The following is a 22,832-nucleotide window of genomic DNA, read 5'->3' on the forward strand; positions in this document are numbered from 1 at the left end:
CTGAGGCCGGGCGAGGGGCGGCTTATCTGCGATGGTCTTTATTCCGCGAATTGGATCCGACGCGCCAAATGTAAGCTGTTCCTGCAGATTTTTCTCGCAACCAATTTGATCTATCTTGACACCGGTTGCGATACCAATGTCATATTGGTCCAAAGAATCCCGAGATTGGTTTCAAATAGTTGCTAGAGGCAGCGAGCCGATGAACGTGACTGACAGCAAGGGATATCGAACCGTTTCGAGGAGGAGCGCCATAGACGGCGCCGTCACCGACGAAAGTGGGAGCGATGGTCACAGTCGCCTAACACTTAACGAACTCGCGCAGACGATGGACAGCCGGGGCCAGCCCCATGTTGAGAAGGTGCGATCTGAATGGAACCGAAGACGCCATGACATGGCCCCGGTTCTAAAGGTCCATGAACTCAGTAAGAATTTCGGCGCGGTCAGGATCCTTAACGACGTCACTTTCCAGATGGCGGAAGGGGAGGTCATATCCCTTATCGGCGCGTCTGGCTCGGGAAAGAGCACGTTGTTGCGCTGCATAAATTTTCTGGAGACGCCGACCTCAGGGAGGATCGAGGTGATGGGCGACGCAATCTCCATCACCACCAATCGACCGGGCAAGAGCGAAATCACCAACCGCGCGAAGATCCGGCTCTTTCGCCAGCGGACTGGCATGGTGTTCCAGAACTTCAATCTCTGGCCGCACCGGACCGTGATCGGCAACGTGACAGAGGCGCTCGTCTACGTGCTCGGGAAAGGAAGGCGGGAGGCCGAGGATATGGCGCTTTCGGCGCTTTCCAAGGTGGGGATGGCCGAATTCCGCGACCGCTATCCCAGTCAGCTTTCAGGCGGTCAACAACAGCGCGTGGCGATCGCACGGGTGCTGGCGATGCGACCAAAGATCATGCTTTTTGACGAGCCCACATCCGCGCTCGATCCGGAACTCGTGGGCGAGGTGCTGAAGGTGATCCGCACGCTGGCCGAAGAGGGGGCGACCATCCTTCTCGTCACCCATGAAATGCGGTTTGCGCGCGACGTGTCGAGCCGAATGATATTCCTGCGCAAAGGTATCCTTGAGCAGGACGATGCGCCGGAAGAGTTGTTTCGCAACCCTGCCTCGGAGGCGGTGAAACGGTTTCTCTCCAGCGTCATGCCAGCCGCCGCGTGATCGCGGTTTTCTTCAGCAGAACAAGAAAAGGGGTAACACTCATGCTTTCAGTTCAAACGTTTCGTTCGATTTTCGTATCCGGTTTCATGCTCGCCGCCGCAGCCGGTGCCGCGCGCGCCGAGGAAGGCGTCCTACGCGTCGGCACGGAAGGGGACGCGCCGCTGTTCAGCATGGCCGACGCCAACGGAAACGTCACCGGCTTCGACGCCGACGTTGCCAACGGTATCTGCGCCGAACTCAAGATGAAGTGCAAATTCGTGGTGCAGGCTTTCAGTTCGCTGGTTCCCTCCATGGATAGCGACCGCTTCGACGTGATCATTTCCGGCCTTGGCATCACTGCCGAGCGCCAGAAGAAGATCGACTACTCCATCCCGTACGCCACCACGCCGCTCTATTTCGTGGTCCCCAAAGATTCCGCTCTTGCCGGGCTCAAGAGTCTCGAGGAGATCGAAAAGGCGCTCGCGGGAAAGAGTGTCGGCGTCGTGACAGGCACGACCTATGCCAAATTCATCGGCAAGCGGGCGACCAGCGCCGATCTCAAGACTTATGATGCCACCACTCAGCAGACCGCTGATCTTGCGGCTGGCCGCCTGGATGCCGCTTTCGGCGACTCCCCGACCTGGATGGATTTCCTCGCTACACCGGACGGCGCCAACTTCACGAAGATCGATGTGAAGATTACGGCGATGAGCGATCCTCAAACCCTCGGCCACGGCATGGGTGTCGGCATGCGCAAGGGGAATGCCGAACTCAAGGCTAAGGTAGATGCCGCGCTCTGCAACATGATCGATGGAGGTAAGATCAAGGAGTCTTCCCTCAAGTGGTTCAAGGACGACTACACCATTCCGTGCAAGAAGTGATCCTCTCGCAACAACTGGCCGTCGCAGCCCGCGGCGGCCCGACGGGTGTCATCCATGTTTGAAACTATCTGGTTGCTGGTTGTGGAGCAGGGCTGGGGACTCGCTTTGCTGCGCGGCGCCTTCGTGACGATCTGCATCGGGCTGGTCGGCATGATGATCGGGTTGATCGCAGCCGTCCCGTTTGCCATAGCGCGCTGGCAGCGGGTCCCGGTGCTGTCCCAGATGATCGATGTCTACAGCATCGTCGTCCGCGGCGTGCCGGGTCTTCTTGTGATCTATCTCCTGTTCTTTGGCTCTGTCGACTGGGTGCAGAAGATAGCCGTTGCCTTCGGCTACCGAGACACGGCTGAAAGTGCCTACCCGTCCATTATCGGCATCCTCGCCATCGCGACCATTTCCTGCGCCTATTCGATCGAGGTGATGCGAGGCGCTTTGGAAGCCGTTCCCAACGGTCTTCTTGAAGCCGCGAAATCTTTGGCGTTGCCTCGATCGGTCGCCTTTTTCAGAATCACGTTGCCGCTCGCGTTGAGACTTGCTCTCGGCGGGATCAACAATGTCTGGCAGATGACGATCAAGGATACTTCACTCGTTTCCATCGTCGGCATGCAGGAACTCATGCGTATGGCGGCTATCGCGGCGGGCATCACGCGCTCGCCACTTCTCTTTTACTGCATCGCTGCCTCGCTGTTCTTCGCCATGACAGCAGTCAGCCAGACCCTGTTCGGCCTGGCTGAGCGCCATATCAATCGCGGCTTCAGCGGAGGTTAGAATGGATTTCACCATTATTGCCTATGCGATTCCGTTCCTTCTCACCGGCGCAAAGACAACGCTTCTGATCTCGGTGTTCGGCGTGGGCTTAGGACTGCCATTCGGCATCCTGGTGGCGCTCGCGCGCACTTCGCGCAATCGCTTGGTTTGCACGGCGGCCGACGCCTATTGCGCCGTCTTTCGCGGCACGCCCATGCTAGTGCAGATATTCGTGATCTACTACGGATTAGGGCAGGTCGGGTTCTTTCGCTCCAACCCGGTGATTTGGTGGCTGATCGGCGACGGCCTGCACGCAGCCATTCTCGCGGTCCTGTTGAACACCGGTGCCTACACAGCCGAAATCTTTCGAACCGCGTTTTTATCCCTGCCGCGCGGGCTGATCGAGGCGGCGGAAGCCTGCGGCATGTCGCCTTGGATTATCTTGCGCCGGATCAAGTTCCCGCTGGCTTTGCGACAAGCGCTGCCATCCTACAGCAGTGAGGTTGCCATCATCGTCAAAGAATCCAGCCTCGCTTCGACCATCGCTGTGCTCGAAATCACCGGTTGGGCCAAACGCCTGATGAGCGAAACCTTCGCCATTATGGACATCTTCATCATCACCTCCGTCTTCTACCTCACCCTCAATGTCGTCGGACTGACTGCCTTGAAGCTTTTGGAGCGGCAACTTTGGTTCGAACGGCGTTCAACGCGCAGAAAGGCCACATCCCTATGTCCAAGTTGACGTTCATCGACCAGAATGTGCTTCCGCGCCCACGCGAAGGGCAGCCTCTGCCCGACCGCCTTGTGGAGGGCGATCCACGTTTTCTGAGCTGGGATATCGCCCAGACCGCAGACGGCGCCGTGAAGGCGGGGGTCTGGGAGGTCACGCCTGGCGCCTATCGTTCGATTAAGGGCGAGACTTTCGAGTTCTGCTACATCCTTTCGGGTGTCTCCGAACTCACTGAGGATGGCTGCCCGCCGCGCCGCATCGCGGCTGGCGACGCCTTCGTCATGCATCCGGGATTCACCGGCGTATGGCGTGCCATCGAAACCACGCGCAAACTCTGGGTCTCACGTGATTGACCGGTTTGCGCTTGCCCGCCGATCCGACCAAAAGCTGGTATGTTCCCATGACCGCCGATTCCGCTGGCCCCTTCAAATCCACGCCCTATTGGTGGGAGGATTGCACCTTCTCTCCCCTCCCAGTCCGCCGGGTCGCCTCCAAATGCGACGTGGCGATCGTTGGGGGAGGCTATGCAGGACTTTCGGCGGCCATCGAGCTTGCTCGTGCCGGTCGCAGTGTTCAGCTTTTCGATCGCCAGTCGCTGGGGCAGGCGGCTTCCAGTCGTAATGGCGGCATGGCGAGCGGGAGCATTCGACCCGGGCGCAAGGAATTGATCAGAAGATTCGGCGAGGCCCGCGCCACCGAGATCCTGATGGAGGGAAAGGCCGCACGGGAAGACCTGTGGGCCTTTCTGAAGGAGGAGAAGGTGGAGTGTGACTTCCATCTCTCCGGCCTGTTCGTCGGCGCGATCAACGCTGATGAATGCGACGAACTCAGCCGCTCCGCCGATCTACTGCGGCGCTTTCTGGGCATCGAGGCTCATCCCGTCGGCCGGTTGGACGTGCCGACCTATATCGGGACGGATTTCTACACGGGTGGATTCGTGCGGATGGATACCGGTGGCCTGCATCCGGCCAAGCTGCTTGCGGGTATTATACGGGTGGCAATGGCAACCGGAGCGGTAATCCATGAGAACACAGCCGTTACGGGAACCATCGCCGAGGCCGGCGGGGTCCGTGTGAGAACGTCGCGCGGTGACGTTCTCGCCAGGAAGGTGCTGATCTGCACGGATGCCTATACCGACGGCTTCGATCCTTGGCTGCGACGCCGTATTGTGCCGGTGCGCAGCCGCATCATCGCTACCGAGCCATTGGCAGAAGGCGTCATGGACCGGTTGATGCCGAAGCGCATGATGTATGGCGATATGCGCCAGCTCAGCTATTACTATCGCCCTTCGGCGGACGGATCGCGCATCCTCTTCGGCGGCAGGGACGGCACCACGGCGGGTGACGCGCTGGCGCCGACCACCCATTTGCGCAGCGAACTTGGCCGAATTTTCCCCGAACTGAGGGGCGTCGGCCTGACGCATAGTTGGTTTGGCCAGGTCGCCATGCATCGCGACATGGTGCCTCGGATTTTCACCTCGGGTGATACGGTTTACGCCACCGGCTTCTGCGGCTCCGGAGTGGTCTGGGCCCGCTGGCTGGGCAAGAAGGCAGCCTTCAAGATCCTCGGCGAAACCGAAAAGGCGCAGTCCGCCTTCGATTTCGACCCCGCTCCGAAGGCCGTGCCGTTTTACCGCGGCAAGCCATGGTTCATCCCGCTTGTCTATTCCCTTTACGAATGGCGGGATAAACGTGCGATGCGCCGTCGCCAGCCCGAAGCAAAGAGGCGATAACCTTGCTCTTCCTTGGCGACGGGCCCGCCGCGTACAGGAACCTCATCTTGTCTGGATGGCGCGCACCGCGTCCGTCTTGAAAACAGTGTCAGATGCCCCGCCTTGAATAGAACGACAAGCGATTAGCGTTCGAACGCGCCATTCTGCTCGGTTCGGCAATCTCAAAATTTTGGCGATGAGGCCTACTCACCCCATTGTCTCCGATCCGAGTATGTTGGCTCTCGCGGTCAAGATATGGCTATGCATTCTTTGTTCGGCCTGCCCACCATCGCGGTCAGTGATCGCCTGTAAGATCGCGCGATGATGAGCCGTATACTCCTGCATACGCTCTTTCGTCAGAGACAGCTCTTTCATGCGCCCCCAAAGACGCCCCGCCCGAAGCGAGTGAATACCTTCGTAGAGCGAGGCCAGCAATCCATTGCGGGCCGCCACCACTACCAGTTGATGGAACGCGGCGTCCCAACGCTCGAACTCCGCCAGCGTCGCGGCGGTACTGCCATGCTGGATGACCTTGTGCATCTCTTCAGTTTCATAGGGGGTCGCCCGCAACGCCGCGAGCGCCGCCACCTTCGGCTCGATGATTAATCGTGCTTCGAAGACCTCAGCGGGATAGGTCCACAGTTCTTTCCGAGAGGCATCGTGTGCGCGATACGGAGCGCTCGCGGTTGCCCCTCGCTCGGCGACGAAAGTGCCACGCCCGACATGGCGAAGCAGGCGCCCCTCTTGCTCCATCTCGGCCAGCATGCGCCGGAGGGCCGTGCGGGGTAAACCTAGCTTGAGCGCGAGATCGCGCTCGGGTGGCAGCCGGTCGCCTGGCTGCAATCCAGCCGCCTCGATGAAATCCCTCAAAACGACGGTCATGCGGCCACTCCACTAAGAAACGGGCGGATTTCTCTGCAACCAATTTGATCTATATTGACACCGGTTGCAATACCAATTTCATATTGGTTCCAGCAATCGACAGACTGGTTGCGCATGTTTTCTAAAGCCGCGAGAGGATGGGTGTGAGTCAGACAGCAAGGGATATCGAATCGTTTTGCGCGGATGCTGCGGCTATCATTGCAAGCGCTCCTGTGGATCTGCTGGTGGGCGGCAAATGGACAAGTGCAACCGGCGGCAATCGGTTTGATGTCGCCGATCCATCCAACGGGCTCACGATCGCGTCTGTGGCAGACGGCGCAGTCGCCGACGCAATCCGGGCGATCGATGCTGCGGAGGCTTCTGCGACTATGTGGAGGCAAACCCCCTCACGCCGGCGATCGGACATGCTGATGCGCTGCCATCGGCTCATGCTCGATCGTGCCGAATGGCTGGCGCAACTGATATCTCTGGAGAACGGCAAGGCCCTCCCAGACGCTCGCGCAGAGGTAACGTATGCCGCGGAGTTCTTCCGATGGTACGCCGAGGAGGGGGTGCGTACTCTCGGCGACATCGGCCACGCGCCGGGCGGTGCAAACCGAATCGTGGTTCAATACCAGCCGATTGGCATCGCCGTTCTCGTCACACCCTGGAATTTCCCGGCGGCCATGGCGACCCGCAAGATCGCCCCGGCGCTCGCGGCGGGTTGCACGTGCGTACTGAAGCCGGCGGCTGAGACTCCACTGACCGCGTTGGCGATCGGTGCGATCCTCATGGAAGCCGGTTTGCCCGAAGGTGCCGTCAACATCGTGACGACCACGGCCGCGGGGCCTGTGGTGAGCGCGATGCTGCACGACAGTCGGGTGCGCAAACTGTCATTCACGGGTTCGACGGCCGTTGGGCGCATCCTGTTGCGTGAGGCCGCCAACCGGGTCATCAGCTGTTCCATGGAACTCGGCGGCAACGCTCCTTTCATCGTGTTCGATGATGCGGATCTGGACGATGCCGTGGCCGGCGCCATGGTCGCCAAGATGCGCAACGGCGGAGAAGCCTGCACTGCGGCGAATCGCTTCTATGTGCAGCGCGGCATTTACGACGCTTTTGTCCGCCGGCTTACCCAGGAAATGTCGTCGCTTTCAGTGGGGCCGGGTCTTCAAGCGACGACCCAGCTCGGGCCCCTTATTACCGCGACGGCCGTGGAGAAGGTTGATCGCTTGCTGAAGGATGCCGTTGCCCGTGGGGCGCGTATCGAAACGGGCGGCAAACCGCGGCCTGGCGAGGGCTTCTTCTATCCTCCGACAGTCCTAGCTGACGTTTCTCCCGATTCCGACATCGCGAAGGAAGAGATCTTTGGGCCGGTCGCAGCGGTCACGCCCTTCGATACGGAAGACGAGGCTGTCCGGCTGGCGAACGACACGGAGTATGGCCTCATATCCTACGTCTACAGTAGTGATCTCAGACGCGCCCTGAGGGTCGCCGAACGCATCGAAAGTGGAATGGTCGGCGTCAATCGTGGCCTGGTTTCGGACCCGGCAGCGCCCTTCGGGGGGATGAAGCAAAGCGGGCTCGGCCGCGAGGGAGGGCATCACGGCCTGCTCGAATATCTCCAACCAAAATACATCGCGACCAACTGGTAAAACCGCAAAATCGCTTCTCCGCCGAGTTGCGCCACATATCGGTCGTGCAGGTTTACGCTAGCTACTTCTGGGAAACCGACAAGTCTGCTTGCGGGCCCTTCCGGTTCATCGAGACTGGAACTTATGATAGCCCACGCACGTCAACGATTGGGCGAGCAGCCGCGTCGAGTCCTTTCCCCTTGCCAACCCCGCCACCTTCGCTTAATCTCCTTTCTGAGAAAACCTTTTCCCAACTGGCCTCGCGTGCGCTGACCTCACCCGTCATCTTCGCGCAGGGCGATAAGGGAAAACCTTTTCCCAACTCCGGGATGCGCCTCGAACCATGTCCGCCGACGCCGAGCCAGCGCCAGTTTCCGCCAAGCCGCCGGTCACGCTGCGCGAGGTGGCGGCTGCGGCCGGGGTCAGCGTGGCGACGGCGTCCAAGGCGCTGAACGGGCAGGGGCGCATGACCGCCGAGACGCGCGAGCGCATCCGTGCGGTGGCGCAGCGTCTCGGCTTCCGGCCGAACCATTTGGCGCAGAGCCTGCTGCGCAAGCGCTCGTTTACCGTCGGCCTGCTCACCAACGATACGTATGGCCGCTTTTCGCTGCCGCTGATGGCCGGCGTTTCGGATGCGCTGGTCGACAATGGCGTCTCGGTGTTCCTGTGCAATGTCGAGGACGACACAAGGCTCGGCCAGCTGCATGTCGAGGCCATGCTCGACAAGCGCGTCGACGGCATCATCGCCACCGGAAAGCGCATCGACCGCCATCTGCCGATCGATCTCTCCAATCTGCGCATCCCGGTCGTCTATGCCTTCACCCAGCCGGATCCCGGCGCGGTCGGCCTGGTCTCCGACGACGCCGGCGGCGCGCGGCTGGCGGTCGAACATTTTTTGCGGCTCGGGCGCTGCCGCATCGCCCATGTCACCGGGCCGGCGGGCTTCGCGGTGGTGCACGCGCGGGCCGAGGCTTACCGGGAGGTGCTCGAGGCGCACGGCCTGCCGGTCGGCGAGCCGCTGCTCGGCGCCTGGTCGGAAGCCTGGGGGCACGATGCGGTGGCAAAGCTGTTCGGCAACGGCCGGGGCAGGGAAGGCTGGCCGGACGCAGTGTTCTGCGGCAACGACCAGATCGCGCGCGGCGTCATCGACGCGCTGCGCGAGCGCGGCATCCGCGTGCCCGACGATGTCGGCGTCATCGGCTTCGACAATTGGGAGATCGTGGCCGAGGCGACGCGCCCGCCGCTGACCTCGGTCGACATGAACCTTTCAGCGCTCGGCCGCGAGGCCGGGCTCGCTCTGCTTTCGCTCGTGGGCGGCCAGCCGGCCGCGCCAGGCATCAGGAAACTGCCGTGCCGGCTGGTGGTGCGTCAGTCATGCGGCCGTCCGCCGGGCGGCTGAGGCATCGAACGAAACGGCCGTCGCGCAACGGCCAAATTGGGAGGAGAACCATGAGGAGGAATACCGTGAAAACCATGTTTGCCAGGCTGGCCTTGGCCGCGGCCGTGATCGGCGGCGGCCTGCAGGCGGCGTCCGCCGAGACCGCCAACATCTGGGTGCGCGCCGACGGCTCGAATTTCATGCCGCGCATCGTCGACGCCTTCAACAAGGCGCATAAGGACCAGATCAAGCTCGACATCATCCCGAACGCCGAGATCATCCCGAAATATGGCGCCGCCGCCGCCGGCGGCACCGCGCCCGATGCGCTGTCGCTCGACCTGATCTACACCCCGTCCTTCGCTGCCGCCGGCCAGCTTGAGGACATCACCGACTGGGCGAAATCCTTGCCCTATTTTTCGAGCCTGTCGCCGGCGCATGTGAAGACCGGCACCTATAAGGGCCGCATCTACGGCCTGCCGTTCTCGGCCGATTCTTCGGTGCTGATCTGGAACAAGAAGCTGTTCAAGCAGGCCGGGCTCGACCCCGAGAAGGGGCCGAAGACCTGGGCCGAGATCGAGGCCGACGCCGAGAAGGTCAATGCGCTCGGCGGCGACATCAAGGGCTTCTACTTCTCCGGCAATTGCGGCGGCTGCAACATCTTCACCTTCACGCCGCTGATTTGGGCCTCGGGCGGCGACATCCTCTCCGAGGACGGCTCCAAGGCGACGCTGGACAGCCCGCAGCTGCGCGGCGCGATCGACCTCTACCGCTCGATGGTCAAGAAGGGGCTGGTGCCCGAGGGCGCGCAGACCGACACCGGCGCCAATTTCTTCGCCGCCTTTGCCGGCGGCAAGATCGGCCTCTCGCCGTCTGGCGCCTTCGCCATCGGCGCGCTCAACACGCAATATCCTGATATGGACTACGGCATCACCTTCCTGCCGGGCAAGGATGGCGGCTGGTCGTCCTTCGCCGGCGGCGACAATTTCGTCGTCACCAAGGGTACCAAGAAGATCGCCGTGGTGAAGGAGTTTCTGGACTTCGCCTACTCGCTCGAGGGCCAGACCATCCTCGCCAAATATGGTAGCCTGCCGGTGCGCGGCGACATCGCCAAGGAGGCGCTGAAGGACCTCGATCCGCGCTACCAGGTGGCGGCCGAGGCGATGGCCAAGGGCCGCACGCCCTATTCGGTGGTGTTCAACGACCTGATCAACTCCGCCAACGGGCCGTGGACGCAGATGGTCAACGAGGTCTTCTTCGGCGACGATGTCGACGGCGCCATCGCCAATGCCCAGGAGACCATGCAGTCGATCATCGACCAGGCGCCGAACAAGTAAAGCGCGGCCCTAAACCTCCCCCTTGAGGGGAGGTCGGACCGCAAGTCCGGGTGGGGTCGCCCGCGAAGTACGCCGACGCTATCTCCCCGTAGGCGCACTTCACAGCGGACCCCACCCCCGGCCTTCGGCCGGACCCTCCCCTCAAGGGGGAGGGGGACGCCGCGCTAAATGGCAGGATTATCGCGTTGAGAAAGCTCACTCATCATCATCGCCAAGTTGAGGCGCCGCGAGGTTCGCTCCCTCTTCTCCCCCTGCGGGGTGAGAAGCGGTCCGCGCAACGGACGAAAAGCCAATTGCTTGGCTTTTCGAGCTTCGAACGCCCTAAGCCTGCGAAGGGCCGGGCGGTGGCCGATCCACCCCCGGCCGGGTCCCCGCTGCTTCGCAGCGTCCCGGCGTTCGCCGGCCTTTCATCGTGCCAGTGGCACGATGAATTCACCTTCGGTGAACCGGCTGCTCACCCCACAAGGGGAGAAGGGGGAGCCAAGCCATGACCTCCATCGCCGCAACCTCCGCGCCCGCCCGCGCCAGACGCATCGGCGTCAGCCGCCGGCAATGGGTGGGCCTGCTCTATGTCCTGCCGGCCGTCGCCTTCGTCACCGTGTTCTTCGTCATCCCGCTCGGCATGACGGCGTGGATGTCGCTGCACAACTGGCCGCTGATGGGCGAGCACGCTTTCATCGGCCTCGATAATTATGTCGCCATCCTGCGCGACACCCGGTTCTGGAACGCGCTCAAATTCACCTTCTACTACACGCTGATCGTCACCATCGCGATCTTCGCCGTCGCCTTCCCGCTGGCGATCTTCATCGAGCGGCCGCGCCCGCTCACCAATCTCTACCGCACAGCCTTCTTCATGCCGGCGGTGGTGGGCTTTGCTTCCGCAAGCCTGCTCTGGTCGTGGCTGCTGAACGTCGATTCCGGCCTGTTCAGCCCGGCCGCTTACGACCTCGGCCTGACCGAGAGGAAGGTCAATCTTCTCGCCACCTTCCAGCCGGCGTTCTGGTCGATCATCGCCATGGTGGTCTGGAAGGTCGCCGGCTTCACCATGATCATCCTGATGACCGGCCTGCAGTCGATCCCGCAGGATCTGCAGGAGGCCGCAGTGATCGACGGCGCAGGGCCGTTCGCCCGCTTCAGGGCGATCACCCTGCCGCTGATGCGCCGCACGCTGGCGCTGGCGCTGATCCTGTCGGTCGCGGGCTCGATCCTCGCCTTCGACCAGTTCTACATCATCCTGCGCGGCGGCCCGCGCAACCAGACGCTGACGGCGGTCTACTGGATCTTCAACCAGTCCTTCGTCTCGTTCAAGCTCGGCTACGGCGCGGCACTCTCCATGGTGCTGCTGGTCATCCTGGTGGCGCTCAGCCTCATCCAGCTCTGGCTGCTGCGCAAGCCCGAGGGGCTCGACTGATGGCCGAGGCGATGTCGCAGCACCGCAAGGCGGCCTTCAGCCTCGCCAGGCATTCCACCGGCATCATCGCCTCGGTGCTGTTTTTGGCGCCGATCGTGTGGACGGTGCTCTCCACCTTCAAGCCGGCGCAGGAAGCGCGCCAGCCGCCGCTGCCGCCCTGGCCGACCACCGGCTTCTCGGTCGAGAACTATCAGACGCTGAACACCTTCGGCGACGGGCTTTGGGCCTCGGCGCAGAACAGCATCTATGTCTCGGTGATGACGGTGTTGCTCTCCGTGCTGGTCAGCGTGCTCGCCGGCTACGGCTTCTCGCGTTTCCGCTTCCCGTTCCGGGACTTCTTCTTCATCCTCATCCTGTCGACGATCATGATCCCGTTCCAGTCGATCCTGACGCCGATCTTCCTGGTGCTGACGAAATTCGGTCTCCACAACACGCTGACCGGCCTAGTCTGCGTCTATGTCACGCTGCAGCTGCCGTTCTCGATCTTCATGATGCGCAACGCCTTCGACGCGGTGCCGCGCGAGATCGAGGAGGCGGCGCGCATGGATGGCGCCAACAATGTCACCATGCTGGTCAAGGTGATGCTGCCGCTGGTCTGGCCGGGCGTCGTCACCATCGCGCTCTTCGCCTTCCTCGGCGCCTGGAACGAGTTCCTGGCCGCGCTGGTGCTGATGACCGACCAGTCGAAATTCACCCTGCCGGTGATGATGACCGCGCTTCAGTCCGGCCGCTTCGGCGCCATCGATTGGGGCGCGGTGCAGGCGGGCGTCACGGTGATGATGGTGCCCTGCCTGATCCTGTTCCTGGCGCTGCAGCGCTTCTACATCCGCGGCCTGATGGCCGGGGCCGTCAAATGATTTTCCCGCATTCGAATGGAGTGACGTTATGACCGCAGCACAATCCGCCACCGCAGCCCAGGCAGCCGCGACCGCGAAGCCGAAGCTTGCCTTCCGGCCGCTGCCCGTGCCGCAGGTCGATGTCCGCGGCTTCTGGGGCGACCGGGTCGACGCGGTCGCCGCCAAGACCGCCGGCATCCTCTACGACCGCTGCGTCGAGGCGCGCATGCTGGAGCAGATCGATCCCGACCGGCCGTCGCCGGGCGTCGTCATTCCGTTCCATTCGCCGTCGCCGGACGAGGCCGACGCGCAGGGCGCCGAGTTCACCGGCTCGACGGTGACGACCCAGATGTTCTGGGATTCCGATTGGGGCAAGACCATCGAGACCGCCGCCTATTCGCTTTACCGGCGCCGCAATCCGGAGCTGGAGAAGAAGATCGATGCCGTCGTCGACATGTACGGCAAGCTGCAGCAGGAGGACGGTTATCTCTCGAGCTGGTACCAGCGCATCCAGCCGGGTCTCCGCTGGACCAACCTGCGCGACTGCCACGAGCTCTACTGCGCCGGCCATCTGATCGAGGGCGCGGTCGCCTACTTTCAGGCGACGGGCAAGCGCAAGCTGCTCGACATCATGAGCCGCTACGCCGACCACATCGCCTCGATGTTCGGCCCGGAGCCCGGCAAGAAAAAGGGCTATTGCGGCCATGAGGAGATCGAGCTGGCGCTGGTGAAGCTCGCGCGGGCGACGGGTGAGAAGAAGTACATGGATCTGGCGAAGTACTTCATCGACCAGCGCGGCCAGCAGCCGCATTATTTCGACGAGGAGGCGCGCGCCCGCGGCGCCGACCCGAAGGCCTATCATTTCAAAACCTACGAATACAATCAGTCGCACAAGCCGGTGCGCGAGCAGGACAAGGTCGTCGGCCACGCTGTGCGGGCGATGTACCTCTTCTCCGGCATGGCCGACATTGCCACCGAATATGGCGACGACAGCTTGCGCGCTGCGCTCGACAGGCTGTGGGACGATCTGACCACCAAGAGCCTCTATGTCACCGGCGGCCTCGGGCCGTCGGCTCACAATGAAGGTTTCACCAGCGACTACGACCTGCCCAACGAAACCGCCTATGCCGAGACCTGCGCCTCGGTCGGCCTGGTGTTCTGGGCGAGCCGCATGCTCGGCATGGGGCCGAACCGCCGCTATGCCGACATGATGGAGCGGGCGCTCTACAACGGCTCGATCTCGGGCCTGTCGCTCGACGGCTCGCTGTTCTTCTACGAGAACCCGCTGGAAAGCCGCGGCGGCCACCACCGCTGGAAATGGCACCGCTGCCCCTGCTGCCCGCCTAATATCGGCCGCATGGTGGCCTCGATCGGCAGCTATTTCTACGGCCTCGCCGACGATGCGCTGGCCGTGCACCTCTATGGCGACTCCACCGCACGCTTCGAGATCGCGGGCCGCCAGGTCAGCCTGGTCCAGACCAGCAATTATCCCTGGGATGGCGCGGTGTCGATCGAGTTCGAGGCACAGACACCGGTCGAATTCACGCTTTACCTGCGCGTGCCCGCCTGGTGCCGCAACGCGGCGCTGAAGGTGAACGGCAATATGCTCGATCTCGATGCGGTCACGGTCGACGGCTATGCCGCGGTCCGCCGCGAATGGCAAAAGGGCGACCGCGTCGAGCTCGACCTCGAAATGTCGATGGCCCGCCTCTTCGCCAATCCGGAAGTGCGGCAGGACATCGGCCGCGTCGCGCTGTCGCGCGGCCCGCTGCTCTACTGCGTCGAGGAGACCGACAATGGCGGTGGCCTGCACCGCATTGCGCTGCCGCGCACGGCCAGGCTGGAGGCGCACAAAGAGCCGAATCTGCTCGGCGGTATCGTCACGCTTTCGGCGATCGGCAGCCGGGCCGAGGCGAAGACCTGGGGCAGCGATCTCTACCGCCCCGAGCCGCCGGAAACCGAAGAGACGACGCTCAAGGCAATTCCTTACTTCGCCTGGGACAACCGCGATCCCGGCGAGATGCTGGTCTGGCTCAGGGAAGGGTGAGCTACTCTCCCTATAGATGCACGTAAGCCGTGAGCGGCAGGTGGTCGGACGCCACGCGCGACAGCGGCGTGTCATGCGCTTCCACCGCCGACACCATGCCGTCGCGGTTGCCCATGATCCGGTCCAGCGCCAGCACCGGCAGGCCCGACGGAAAGGTGGGCACAGCGGGCAGCGAGGGGCCGAAGGTGGTGTGCAGCGTGTTGAGCGCGGAGCGGTTGCCCAGCCGCCATTCGTTGAGGTCGCCGAGCAGGAGCGTCGGCCTTTCGTCCGCGCTGCTCATGATATCGAGCACGACGCGGGCCTGTTCCGAGCGCGAGCGGCGCAAAAGGCCGAGATGCGCGGCGATCACCCGCAGCGTCCGGTTCTCGTCGAGGTCGATCTCGGCGACCAGCGCCCCGCGTGGCTCGAGGCCGGGCAGCTTGATCTGGTGCACGTCGCGCACCGTGCCACGCTTGAACAGAAGCACGTTGCCGCGCCAGCCATGTGCCTTGCCGTTTCCGGTGATCGGCACCGGCACCAGCCCGGTTTCGATTTCGAGGCGGTTGAGGTCGAGCAGCCCGGCGCGGTCGCCGAAACGGTTGTCGGCCTCCTGCAGCGCGATCACATCGGGGCTGATCTCGCGGATGACGCGCGCGGTCCGCTCGGGGTCGAACTTGCGGTCGGTGCCGATGCATTTGTGGACGTTGTAGGAGGCGACCACCATCTCGGCGCCGCCGACCCGTTTGGGCGCCGTGGCTTTGGCTTTCCGCATCTTTCTGCCTCGGATCGACAGGAGCACGGTTTCGGGGAGGGTGCGTCCGTTTCTCTCCATGGTTCCTGCTGCTCGTCTTCCTGCCTACAGATAGGGCGATCCCAGCCACAGCAATCGGTCGAGGACACGAATGACGAAGGCTCTGGCCCTCAGCATCTCGAGTGTCACCGGTTTCGCCGACGCGATCGCCGCGTCGATACGCGCCTCGATGGCCCGGGCGAAGTTGGCATCCAGGACCTCCATGTCGATCTCGAAATTCAGCCTGAGCGACCGGGCGTCGAGATTGGACGAGCCGACATAAGCCCATGCGCCGTCGATTGCCATAAGTTTCGAATGATCGAAGGGGCCTTGGTGGCGCCACACCCGGCAATAATGCTTCAGCACCTGGTCGAACTGTGCCGTCATGGCGCGGTCGACGAGGAAAAGATTGTTCACTGCCGGCACCACGATGTCGATCTCGACGCCGCGCGCGCCGGCCGTGGTCAGCGCGCTGATCAGCTCGCGGTCCGGCAGGAAATAGGGCGACATGATGCGGATCGATTTGCGGGCGACCGAAAACGCCCCCATCAGCAGCTTGTGGTTGGTTTCGTTCGCGGCATCCGGTCCTGTCGCCACGGCTCTGACCAGCATCGGCTGGCCGGGCGGCGGGGCGGCTCGCTCGACTTGCCAGGCGTCGCCCTTCAGCGCCTCGTTGCTGGCGAAGCGCCAGTCCTCGGCGGCGACTGAGAACAGGTCGACCACCACCGGCCCGGTGACCTCGAAATGCGTGTCCCTGGAGCTGTCGGAACCGGCGAATTCGGCCGAGAACCCCTTGCGGATGTTCATGCCTCCGGTAAACGCCACCGTCGCGTCGATGACCACGACCTTCCTGTGGGTTCTGAGATTCGCATAAGGAAGTCTCAAGCCCATGACGATGTTGCCGTTGAAGAGATCGACGGCGACGTTGGCCTCCCTGAGCTGCTTCAGGATGCTGGGTACCGAATAGCGCACGCCGACGGCGTCGATCAGCACGCGCACGGCAACGCCGCGTTCGACCGCGGCGGAGAGCGACTGCACGAACATCTGTCCGACGGCGTCGTTGTCGAAGATGTAAGTTTCGAGAAGCACGCTCTTTTGCGCGCTGTCGATCGCCCGGCACATCGCCGTATAGGCCTCGTCGCCGGTCTCGAGCACGGCGATCGTGTTTCCCGAAGTCAGCGGACGCCGCGCCACCCTGTCGCCCAGTGTCTTCAATCCGACGAAGCGCTGGCCGAACTGGGCCTCGATCAAGGCTTCGACGGCGACATCGCGATTGTGCCCCTCATCCGCCGAACCGGCGCTGGGCCGCATGGCGCTGATTGTCGCGCGGCGGATCCGGTTGATGCCGGCGATGGCGTAGATGATCGCGCCGAGGAAGGGCGACAGAAGCATCACGCCGACCCACCCCGTGGCGGCGCGCACGTCTTCCTTCGTCATGATGGCATGGACGATGCCGACCGCCGCCATCGCCAACGACAGGAGAAGGATGAGCGTCGACCAGTGACTCGCTATCGCCTGGAACATCGGCCCGACTATTGTGCGAGCCGGCGCGGAAGGCAATCCGCCAGGTCAAGGCGATGCGGACTCGCATGCAGCTCTTCCAGAAGCACGGCGAAATCGCTGTTATGTCCGCACCCGCCTCGATGCCGAAGTGTCGGAGCTCACGCGGGAACATTCGGCGATCCGATGCGTTTGGCTTTTCGTTGCCGAGCGGGAATGGGAGATGCGCATCGAAAGCCTTCAAGGAACCGAGGGGTTTATCCGTACCCCGGAGGACGCCGTCGCCCTGCAAATTCCGCCCGACTTCATCGAGACGCTGCCCATTGCGATCTACGCTTGCGACGCGCAAGGGCGATTGCTTTGGTTCAACAAACGCGCTGCCGACTTGTGGGGGCGAACGCCTTTGCTTGGCTCGGATTCCGAACTTTATTGCGGATCCCACAGGCTCTATCTCGATGGACGCGAGATCGCGCGCGCCGAAACCCCGATGGCCGCGGTGCTGCGAACCCGCATTCCCGTCAGGGGGGTTGAAGGCAAGCTCGAGCGGCCGGACGGCACGGCGATATGGGTGATGGTCCACATCGAGCCGATCGAAGACGAGGACGGTCGGGTCGTCGGAGCCATCAACTGTTTCCACGACGTCACGGACCGGCGTCTGAGCGATGAGATCATCGGGCAACAGGAACAGCGGCTCGCTGCGACTTACCAGCATGCGGCGATTGGCATCGCTGAAGTCAACGCGAAGGGCGAACTCGGGCGCGTCAACGGCTACCTTGCCGACCTGCTCGGCTACTCGGCCGATGAACTTGTGGGTAGGTCGGTGTTCGATGCCACTCTGGCGGAGAATGTCGATGCGGACCTGCGTCAGTTCGAGCGTCAGGTGCGAGGCGAGATCGACAGCTACCGGCACGAGAAGCGCTTCATCCGCAAGGACGGGGCAAGAGTCTGGGTCGCGGTCACGTCCTCGAGCGTAAGGGACTCCGAAGGCCGCTTCTTGTATGCGGTGCGCGTGCAGCAGGATATCACCGCGCGCAAGAAGGCCGAGGCCGCGCTCGTCCGGCATCTGGAGCAGCAGGCGGCGCTTTACGAATTCACGGACAGCCTTCAGCGCGCGGCGAATCTCGGCGAGGTTCGCGAGATAGCCCTTAGCACCATCATTCGAGCATTGGGTGCGGACCGGGCGTCCATACTCTTTTTCGACAACACCGGCTTCCTCAGATTTGCTGCCTCGCGAGGCCTGTCGCAAGCTTACAGAAAGGCCGTCGAAGGCCATTCCCCCTGGTCGCGAGACACACGCGATCCAGAACCAATCGCTATTGCCGACGTCGAGCAAAGCGGGTTGCCGGACGACCTCAAGGCGGCTGTGCGGGACGAAGGCATTGCAGCGCTGGCTTTCATTCCGATCTCGGTGCGCGGTGAGTTGCTCGGCAAGTTCATGACCTATTACGATCATCCGCACGATTTCGTGGAGTCCGAGCTTCGTTTTGCGCTGACGGTGGCCGGACAACTCGGCTTCGCGGTCGACCGCGTGCGGCTCGAGACCGCCCGCCAGACGACGGAGCGCGCCGCAAATCAGCTGGTGGCCATTGTCGAATCCTCTCACGACGCGATCATCAGCAAGGATCTCAACGGCATTATCGCCTCATGGAATGCCAGCGCGGAGCGCCTGTTCGGCTTCACGGCCGACGAGGCGATCGGCAGGCACATCACGATGATCATCCCCGATGACCGGCTGGGCGAGGAGCCGGAAATCATCAGGCGCATCAGCAGCGGCGAAAGCGTCGATCACTTCGAAACGGTGCGTCGCCGCAAGGACGGCAGTCTCGTCGATATTTCCCTGACGATTTCGCCCATCCGCAACAGCCAGGGCCGCATCATCGGCGCCTCGAAGATTGCGCGCGACATTACCGACCAAAAGATGGCGGAAGCCAAGCTGCGGGCGAGCGAGCGTCAGCTGCGCGACCTTCTGGCGGCAATTCCGGCCGCGATCTACACGACGGACGCCGACGGCACGATAACCTTTTTCAACGAGGCGGCCGTCGAGCTTTCCGGGCGCGTTCCGCAGATCGGCAAGGATAAGTGGTGCGTGACGTGGAAACTGTTCTGGCCGGACGGAACCCCGCTTCCTCACGACCAGTGCCCGATGGCGGTCTCCCTGAAGGAGGGGCGTCCGATACGCAACGCTGAAGCCGTCGCCGAGCGCCCGGACGGCGTGCGCATTCCCTTCATCCCGTATCCGACGCCGCTGCGCGATGAAGATGGCAAGATCGTCGGCGGCATCAACATGCTGGTCGATATCAGCGAACGCAAACAGGCCGAAACACAGCAGCGGCTGCTCTTCAATGAGCTGAATCATCGTGTGAAGAACAACATGCAGATGCTGCAGTCGCTGCTGAGCTTGGCCGGTCAACGAGCAGCGAACCCGCAAGCGCGAGAAATCCTGCGTGAAGCCGGCAACCGCGTCGCGGCCATGGCCGCTGCTCAGCAGGTCCTGTACGAGACGGTCGATTCGACGCAGTTCAACGCGAAGGGTTTCTTGCTTGCGGTCTGCGGGACAATAAAACAGACCTTCCCGAAGGAAGTCGCGGTTGAGTTCGAGGCTGACGATTCAAAGCTTTCGAATGACGTTGCAATGCCGCTGGCGCTGATCCTGAACGAGCTTCTGACCAATGCCGTAAAATATGGAACTCCCGACGGAGTCGGCACCATCCGGGTCGGGCTTCGGCGTGATGCCGACGGCTTCCAGGTATTCGTCGAAGACAGCGGTCCCGGCTTTGACCTGGCTTCGGTCCGCGACCGTTCGTCCGGGTTGAAGCTGGTTCAGGGCTTGGCGCGGCAGCTGCACGGCAAGCTTGTCGTTACCAAGGAACCGAAGACGCGCTGCAGCATTCGGTTCTCATGAAGCTCTCGCCGGCACTTCTTCACTTCCTGGATCGCTCTCGATGACCGAGCTTGCTGCTCCACACGGTCGCCGTCGGCCAATCCCAACGAAAGCCGCGTCGGCCGAGCCTGTGGCGGCCGCATTGCCCACGCGGATCTTGGTCGTCGAGGATGATTTTCTCATCTCCCTCGAGATGGAGAGAACTCTGACCGCGGCCGGTTTCGAGGTCGTAGTCGTCGGCTCGGGCGAGGAAGCGCTCGATAGCGCAGCTGCGGACCCGCCTGACCTAGTTGTGATGGATATCCGGCTGTCCGGCGCCATGGATGGAATTCAAACTGCCCTGGAGCTGTTTCGAATTTACGGTTTGCGCTCGGTTTTTGCGACGGCGCATTCCGATTCCGACGTTCGCGCCCGGGCAGCACCCGCGGAGCCGCTGGGCTGGCTGGTAAAACCCTACACGCCGGCATCCCTGCTCTCAGCCATCCGCTCCGCGCTTAGGTCCGGCAGCTCGTCGGCAGGTTGAAGCGCCGATTCCGCCACCCCTCTGGCGAGCAGCCGCAGCCAGGGCGCGAGGTGGAAGGCAGCCATCAGGAAATACATCGGCGCCATGCCGCTGAGCACGAAGGCTCCGGGCCCGGACATGCACATCGCGTCCGGTCCGCTATCGGCGGCAGTGAGCAACGTCATGACGGCAAAGGTCGGTGCCGCCGCGAGACATAACCAGTCGGCCAGGCCGAATCCGCTCAGGCCTGCCGGGCGAGGGGCGGGATTGTCGATGCTCATGATCTCCACCTTCCAACTGCTTTCAGGAAAGTTCGGCTCTGGCGGCGCGGGCGACGCCGCCAGAGTCGCTTCGGCGCTCAGGCGTTCTTGTTGCGAAACGCCGCTTCGCCGGCATCCGACACCTCGACCCATCGCTGGTCGGGCGCGGCGCCTTCCTCATAGTTGTCGTGCCAGTTCCACCACTTGTAGGTCTGTGTCTGCGGATAGCCCTCGGGCGAATCCTCCCACACCTCCTGGCGGCCGAGCGGGGTGACGTCGAGATAGCTCCACACCGTGCCGAACGCCTCGTCGCCGCGGTTGTTGACGAAATAGGTGCGGAAGATGCGGTTGCCGTCATGGATGAACACGTTGTGGCCGTGCCATTCGTCGACGCCGAAATCCTTGTCCCAGCTGTCGGTGATGGTGTACCAGGGCATCTTCCAGTCCATCCGCTGCTTCAGCCGCTGAATGTCGGCCTGCGGCGCCCGGGACGCATAGGCAAGCGTGGTGTCGCGGGCGTTGAGATGGGCGAGGTTGCCGACCATGTCGGCGCCGAGCGAGCAGCCCCGGCAGGCGTGCTCCGGCCAGCCATAGACGCCGGGCTCGAAGAAGGCGCGGTAGATGACCAGTTGCCGGCGGCCTTCGAAGAGGTCGAGCAGGCTTGCCTTGCCGTTTGGGCCTTCGAACACATAGTCCTTCTCGACAGGCATCCACGGCATGCGGCGGCGTTCCGCAGCCAGCGCGTCGCGGGCGCGGGTGAGCGCCTTTTCCTTCACCAGCATTTCTTCATACGCGCCTTCCCAGGCTTCCGGCGAAACGACCGGTGGTGTCTTCATGTGTTGGGTCATTGCTCTTGTCCCGTTCTTGCGTTTGGTTGGGGTGACAAGGGAAACTTAGAGCCGGACCGCGCGATGGTGAGAGTTACAAGTGTGACGCGATTTGATCCGGCAGACCCGGAAGGGGGCATCGGGGCGGGCATTGCATGGACTCGATGATCAATGCCGCCGGCCGCGCGCTCGCGACCGGTGATCCGCTGGGCGCCCTGAAGCGCGTCGCGCTGCGCGACGACGCCCCGGCGCTGGCGCTGCGCGGCATCGCGATGGCGCAGCTCGGCGATTTCGCCAAGGCCAAGGCGCTGCTGAAGAGCGCCGCCCGCGCCTTCAGCCCGAAAGAGGCGGTGGCGCGCGCCCGCTGCGTCGTCGCCGAGGCCGAGATCGCGCTGGTATCGCGCGATCTCGGCTGGCCGGACAAGGCATTGCGGGCCGCCCGCACGACACTTCAAGCGCATGGCGATCGGGTCAACGCCGCCTATGCCGGCAGTCTCGAAGCGCGTCGCCTCATCCTGATCGGCCGGCTCGACGAGGCCGAGCGGCTGCTTGCCGGCTTCGACCCGGCGCCGTTGCCGCCGGTCGCGCGCGTCGCGCATGAGCTCGCGGCCGCGGGCATCGCGGTCAGACGCCTGCGGACGAAGGCCGCGCGCGCCGCGCTCGGCCGGGCCGCGCTCGCAGCCTACGAAGCCAATATCCCGGCGCTGAAGGCGGAAGTCGAAAGCGCATCGCTGGTGCTGAACACGCCCGTCGCGCGGCTCGTGTCGAAGGGCTTGGTGACGCCGCTGCAGCTCGACGAGGTCGAGGCGCTGCTCACCTCAGGCGCCCTCGTCGTCGATGCCTGCCGCAATGTCGTGCGCATAGCCGACACGGTGGTCTCGCTGGCGACGCGGCCGGTGCTGTTTGCGCTGGCGCGAACGCTGGCCGAGGCCTGGCCCGCGGGTGCGTCGCGGGAGGTGCTGCTGAAGCGCGCCTTTCGCGCCAGGCACGCCGATGAATCGCATCGTGCGCGGCTCAGGGTGGAGATGGGCCGGCTGCGCGCCGAAATGAACGCGCTGGCGGAAATCAACGCGACGGCGGCCGGTTTTGCGTTAACGCCGCTGACCGCAGCCGAGGTCGTGGTGCTGGCGCCGCCTGTCGAGGAGGAGCATGGCGCAGTGCTCGCCTTCCTCGCCGACGGCGAGTCCTGGTCGAGCTCGGCGCTGGCGATCGCGCTCGGCGCCAGCCCGCGCACCGTGCAGCGGGCGCTGGAAGCGCTTTCGGCCGACAATAAGGTGCAGGCGGTCGGACGCGGCAGGGCGCGCCGCTGGATGACGCCGCCGGTGACCGGATTCCCGACTGTCTTGTTACTCCCGGGTCCGCTGCCGAGCGACTAG

19 protein-coding genes and 1 pseudogene are annotated in these 22,832 nt (G+C 63.4%); 15 read left to right on the forward strand and 5 right to left on the reverse strand.

What is annotated here, in order from left to right:
- The first annotated feature begins 391 nt into the window (after positions 1-391).
- From CK215_RS15125 to CK215_RS15150, 6 genes are read left to right on the forward strand one after another with little or no spacing between them, the layout of a single operon-like run.
- Positions 392-1,168 (forward strand): amino acid ABC transporter ATP-binding protein, encoded by a 777-nt coding sequence (locus CK215_RS15125; RefSeq protein WP_067330146.1) that lies wholly within the window; start codon positions 392-394, stop codon positions 1,166-1,168.
- A gap of 41 nt (positions 1,169-1,209) precedes the next feature.
- On the forward strand, positions 1,210-2,028 hold the full coding sequence (locus CK215_RS15130; protein ID WP_095783155.1) for a transporter substrate-binding domain-containing protein: 819 nt from the start codon (positions 1,210-1,212) through the stop codon (positions 2,026-2,028).
- A 54-nt stretch (positions 2,029-2,082) separates the two neighbouring features.
- Positions 2,083-2,796: an ABC transporter permease subunit gene (locus tag CK215_RS15135; RefSeq protein ID WP_095779996.1), complete on the forward strand. Its 714-nt coding sequence runs from the start codon at positions 2,083-2,085 to the stop codon at positions 2,794-2,796.
- A gap of 1 nt (position 2,797) precedes the next feature.
- On the forward strand, positions 2,798-3,517 hold the full coding sequence (locus tag CK215_RS15140; RefSeq protein WP_067329696.1) for an ABC transporter permease subunit: 720 nt from the start codon (positions 2,798-2,800) through the stop codon (positions 3,515-3,517).
- On the forward strand, positions 3,505-3,858 hold the full coding sequence (locus CK215_RS15145) for a cupin domain-containing protein (protein WP_067329699.1): 354 nt from the start codon (positions 3,505-3,507) through the stop codon (positions 3,856-3,858). The genes CK215_RS15140 and CK215_RS15145 overlap by 13 nt, the downstream gene beginning before the upstream one ends.
- Before the next feature lie 47 nt (positions 3,859-3,905).
- Positions 3,906-5,237, forward strand: a complete 1,332-nt coding sequence (locus CK215_RS15150) for an FAD-binding oxidoreductase (protein WP_095783303.1) — start codon at positions 3,906-3,908, stop codon at positions 5,235-5,237.
- Between the two features lie 186 nt (positions 5,238-5,423).
- Here CK215_RS15150 and CK215_RS15155 read toward each other — a convergent pair whose 3' ends face one another.
- The gene (locus CK215_RS15155) at positions 5,424-6,098 is read right to left on the reverse strand and encodes an FCD domain-containing protein (protein WP_095783156.1); all 675 of its coding nucleotides are present in this window, start codon (positions 6,096-6,098) and stop codon (positions 5,424-5,426) included.
- Positions 6,099-6,235: 137 nt separating this feature from the next.
- Between CK215_RS15155 and CK215_RS15160 the strand changes: the two genes are divergently transcribed.
- The 6 genes from CK215_RS15160 (at position 6,236) to CK215_RS15185 (ending at position 14,717) form a co-directional block, all read left to right on the forward strand.
- Positions 6,236-7,732, forward strand: a complete 1,497-nt coding sequence (locus tag CK215_RS15160) for an NAD-dependent succinate-semialdehyde dehydrogenase (protein ID WP_095779998.1) — start codon at positions 6,236-6,238, stop codon at positions 7,730-7,732.
- A 322-nt stretch (positions 7,733-8,054) separates the two neighbouring features.
- Positions 8,055-9,110: a LacI family DNA-binding transcriptional regulator gene (locus CK215_RS15165; protein ID WP_095831391.1), complete on the forward strand. Its 1,056-nt coding sequence runs from the start codon at positions 8,055-8,057 to the stop codon at positions 9,108-9,110.
- Between the two features lie 65 nt (positions 9,111-9,175).
- Positions 9,176-10,423, forward strand: coding sequence for a sugar ABC transporter substrate-binding protein (locus CK215_RS15170; RefSeq protein ID WP_095831392.1), 1,248 nt, complete (start codon positions 9,176-9,178; stop codon positions 10,421-10,423).
- A 487-nt stretch (positions 10,424-10,910) separates the two neighbouring features.
- Entirely contained in the window at positions 10,911-11,834 is a 924-nt protein-coding gene (locus tag CK215_RS15175; RefSeq protein WP_095831393.1) for a sugar ABC transporter permease, read from the forward strand.
- Positions 11,834-12,691 carry a carbohydrate ABC transporter permease gene (locus CK215_RS15180; RefSeq protein WP_095831394.1) on the forward strand — a complete coding sequence of 286 codons (858 nt, stop codon included), beginning with the start codon at positions 11,834-11,836 and terminating at the stop codon, positions 12,689-12,691. The genes CK215_RS15175 and CK215_RS15180 overlap by 1 nt, the downstream gene beginning before the upstream one ends.
- A gap of 28 nt (positions 12,692-12,719) precedes the next feature.
- A complete protein-coding gene (locus CK215_RS15185; protein ID WP_095831395.1) occupies positions 12,720-14,717 on the forward strand; it encodes a glycoside hydrolase family 127 protein in 1,998 nt (665 codons plus the stop codon).
- Between the two features lie 10 nt (positions 14,718-14,727).
- On the opposite strand, the gene CK215_RS15190 is transcribed toward CK215_RS15185, so the two are convergent.
- Entirely contained in the window at positions 14,728-15,528 is an 801-nt protein-coding gene (locus tag CK215_RS15190) for an endonuclease/exonuclease/phosphatase family protein (protein ID WP_095831396.1), read from the reverse strand.
- Positions 15,529-15,552: 24 nt separating this feature from the next.
- Positions 15,553-17,010 carry a phospholipase D-like domain-containing protein gene (locus CK215_RS15195; RefSeq protein WP_095831397.1) on the reverse strand — a complete coding sequence of 486 codons (1,458 nt, stop codon included), beginning with the start codon at positions 17,008-17,010 and terminating at the stop codon, positions 15,553-15,555.
- A 199-nt stretch (positions 17,011-17,209) separates the two neighbouring features.
- Here CK215_RS15195 and CK215_RS15200 point away from each other — a divergent pair, with 199 nt between their 5' ends.
- Together CK215_RS15200 and CK215_RS15205 are read left to right on the forward strand one after the other, a co-directional pair.
- Positions 17,210-19,888 carry a PAS domain S-box protein gene (locus CK215_RS15200; protein WP_095831506.1) on the forward strand — a complete coding sequence of 893 codons (2,679 nt, stop codon included), beginning with the start codon at positions 17,210-17,212 and terminating at the stop codon, positions 19,886-19,888.
- Positions 19,889-19,928: 40 nt separating this feature from the next.
- Positions 19,929-20,390: a response regulator gene (locus tag CK215_RS15205; RefSeq protein ID WP_095831398.1), complete on the forward strand. Its 462-nt coding sequence runs from the start codon at positions 19,929-19,931 to the stop codon at positions 20,388-20,390.
- Between the two features lie 11 nt (positions 20,391-20,401).
- Here the strand turns inward: CK215_RS15205 and CK215_RS31785 are convergent.
- A pseudogene (locus tag CK215_RS31785) lies at positions 20,402-20,596 on the reverse strand (hypothetical protein); the annotation flags it as partial.
- 131 nt (positions 20,597-20,727) lie between these two features.
- Complete coding sequence (locus CK215_RS15210; protein WP_067329733.1) at positions 20,728-21,477, reverse strand: DUF899 family protein; 750 nt, start codon at positions 21,475-21,477, stop codon at positions 20,728-20,730.
- A 134-nt stretch (positions 21,478-21,611) separates the two neighbouring features.
- Between CK215_RS15210 and CK215_RS15215 the strand changes: the two genes are divergently transcribed.
- Positions 21,612-22,832, forward strand: coding sequence for a helix-turn-helix domain-containing protein (locus CK215_RS15215; RefSeq protein WP_095831399.1), 1,221 nt, complete (start codon positions 21,612-21,614; stop codon positions 22,830-22,832).

The sequence above is a fragment of the Mesorhizobium sp. WSM3864 genome (genome assembly GCF_002294955.1).
In the GTDB taxonomy this organism is placed as follows: Bacteria; Pseudomonadota; Alphaproteobacteria; order Rhizobiales; family Rhizobiaceae; genus Mesorhizobium.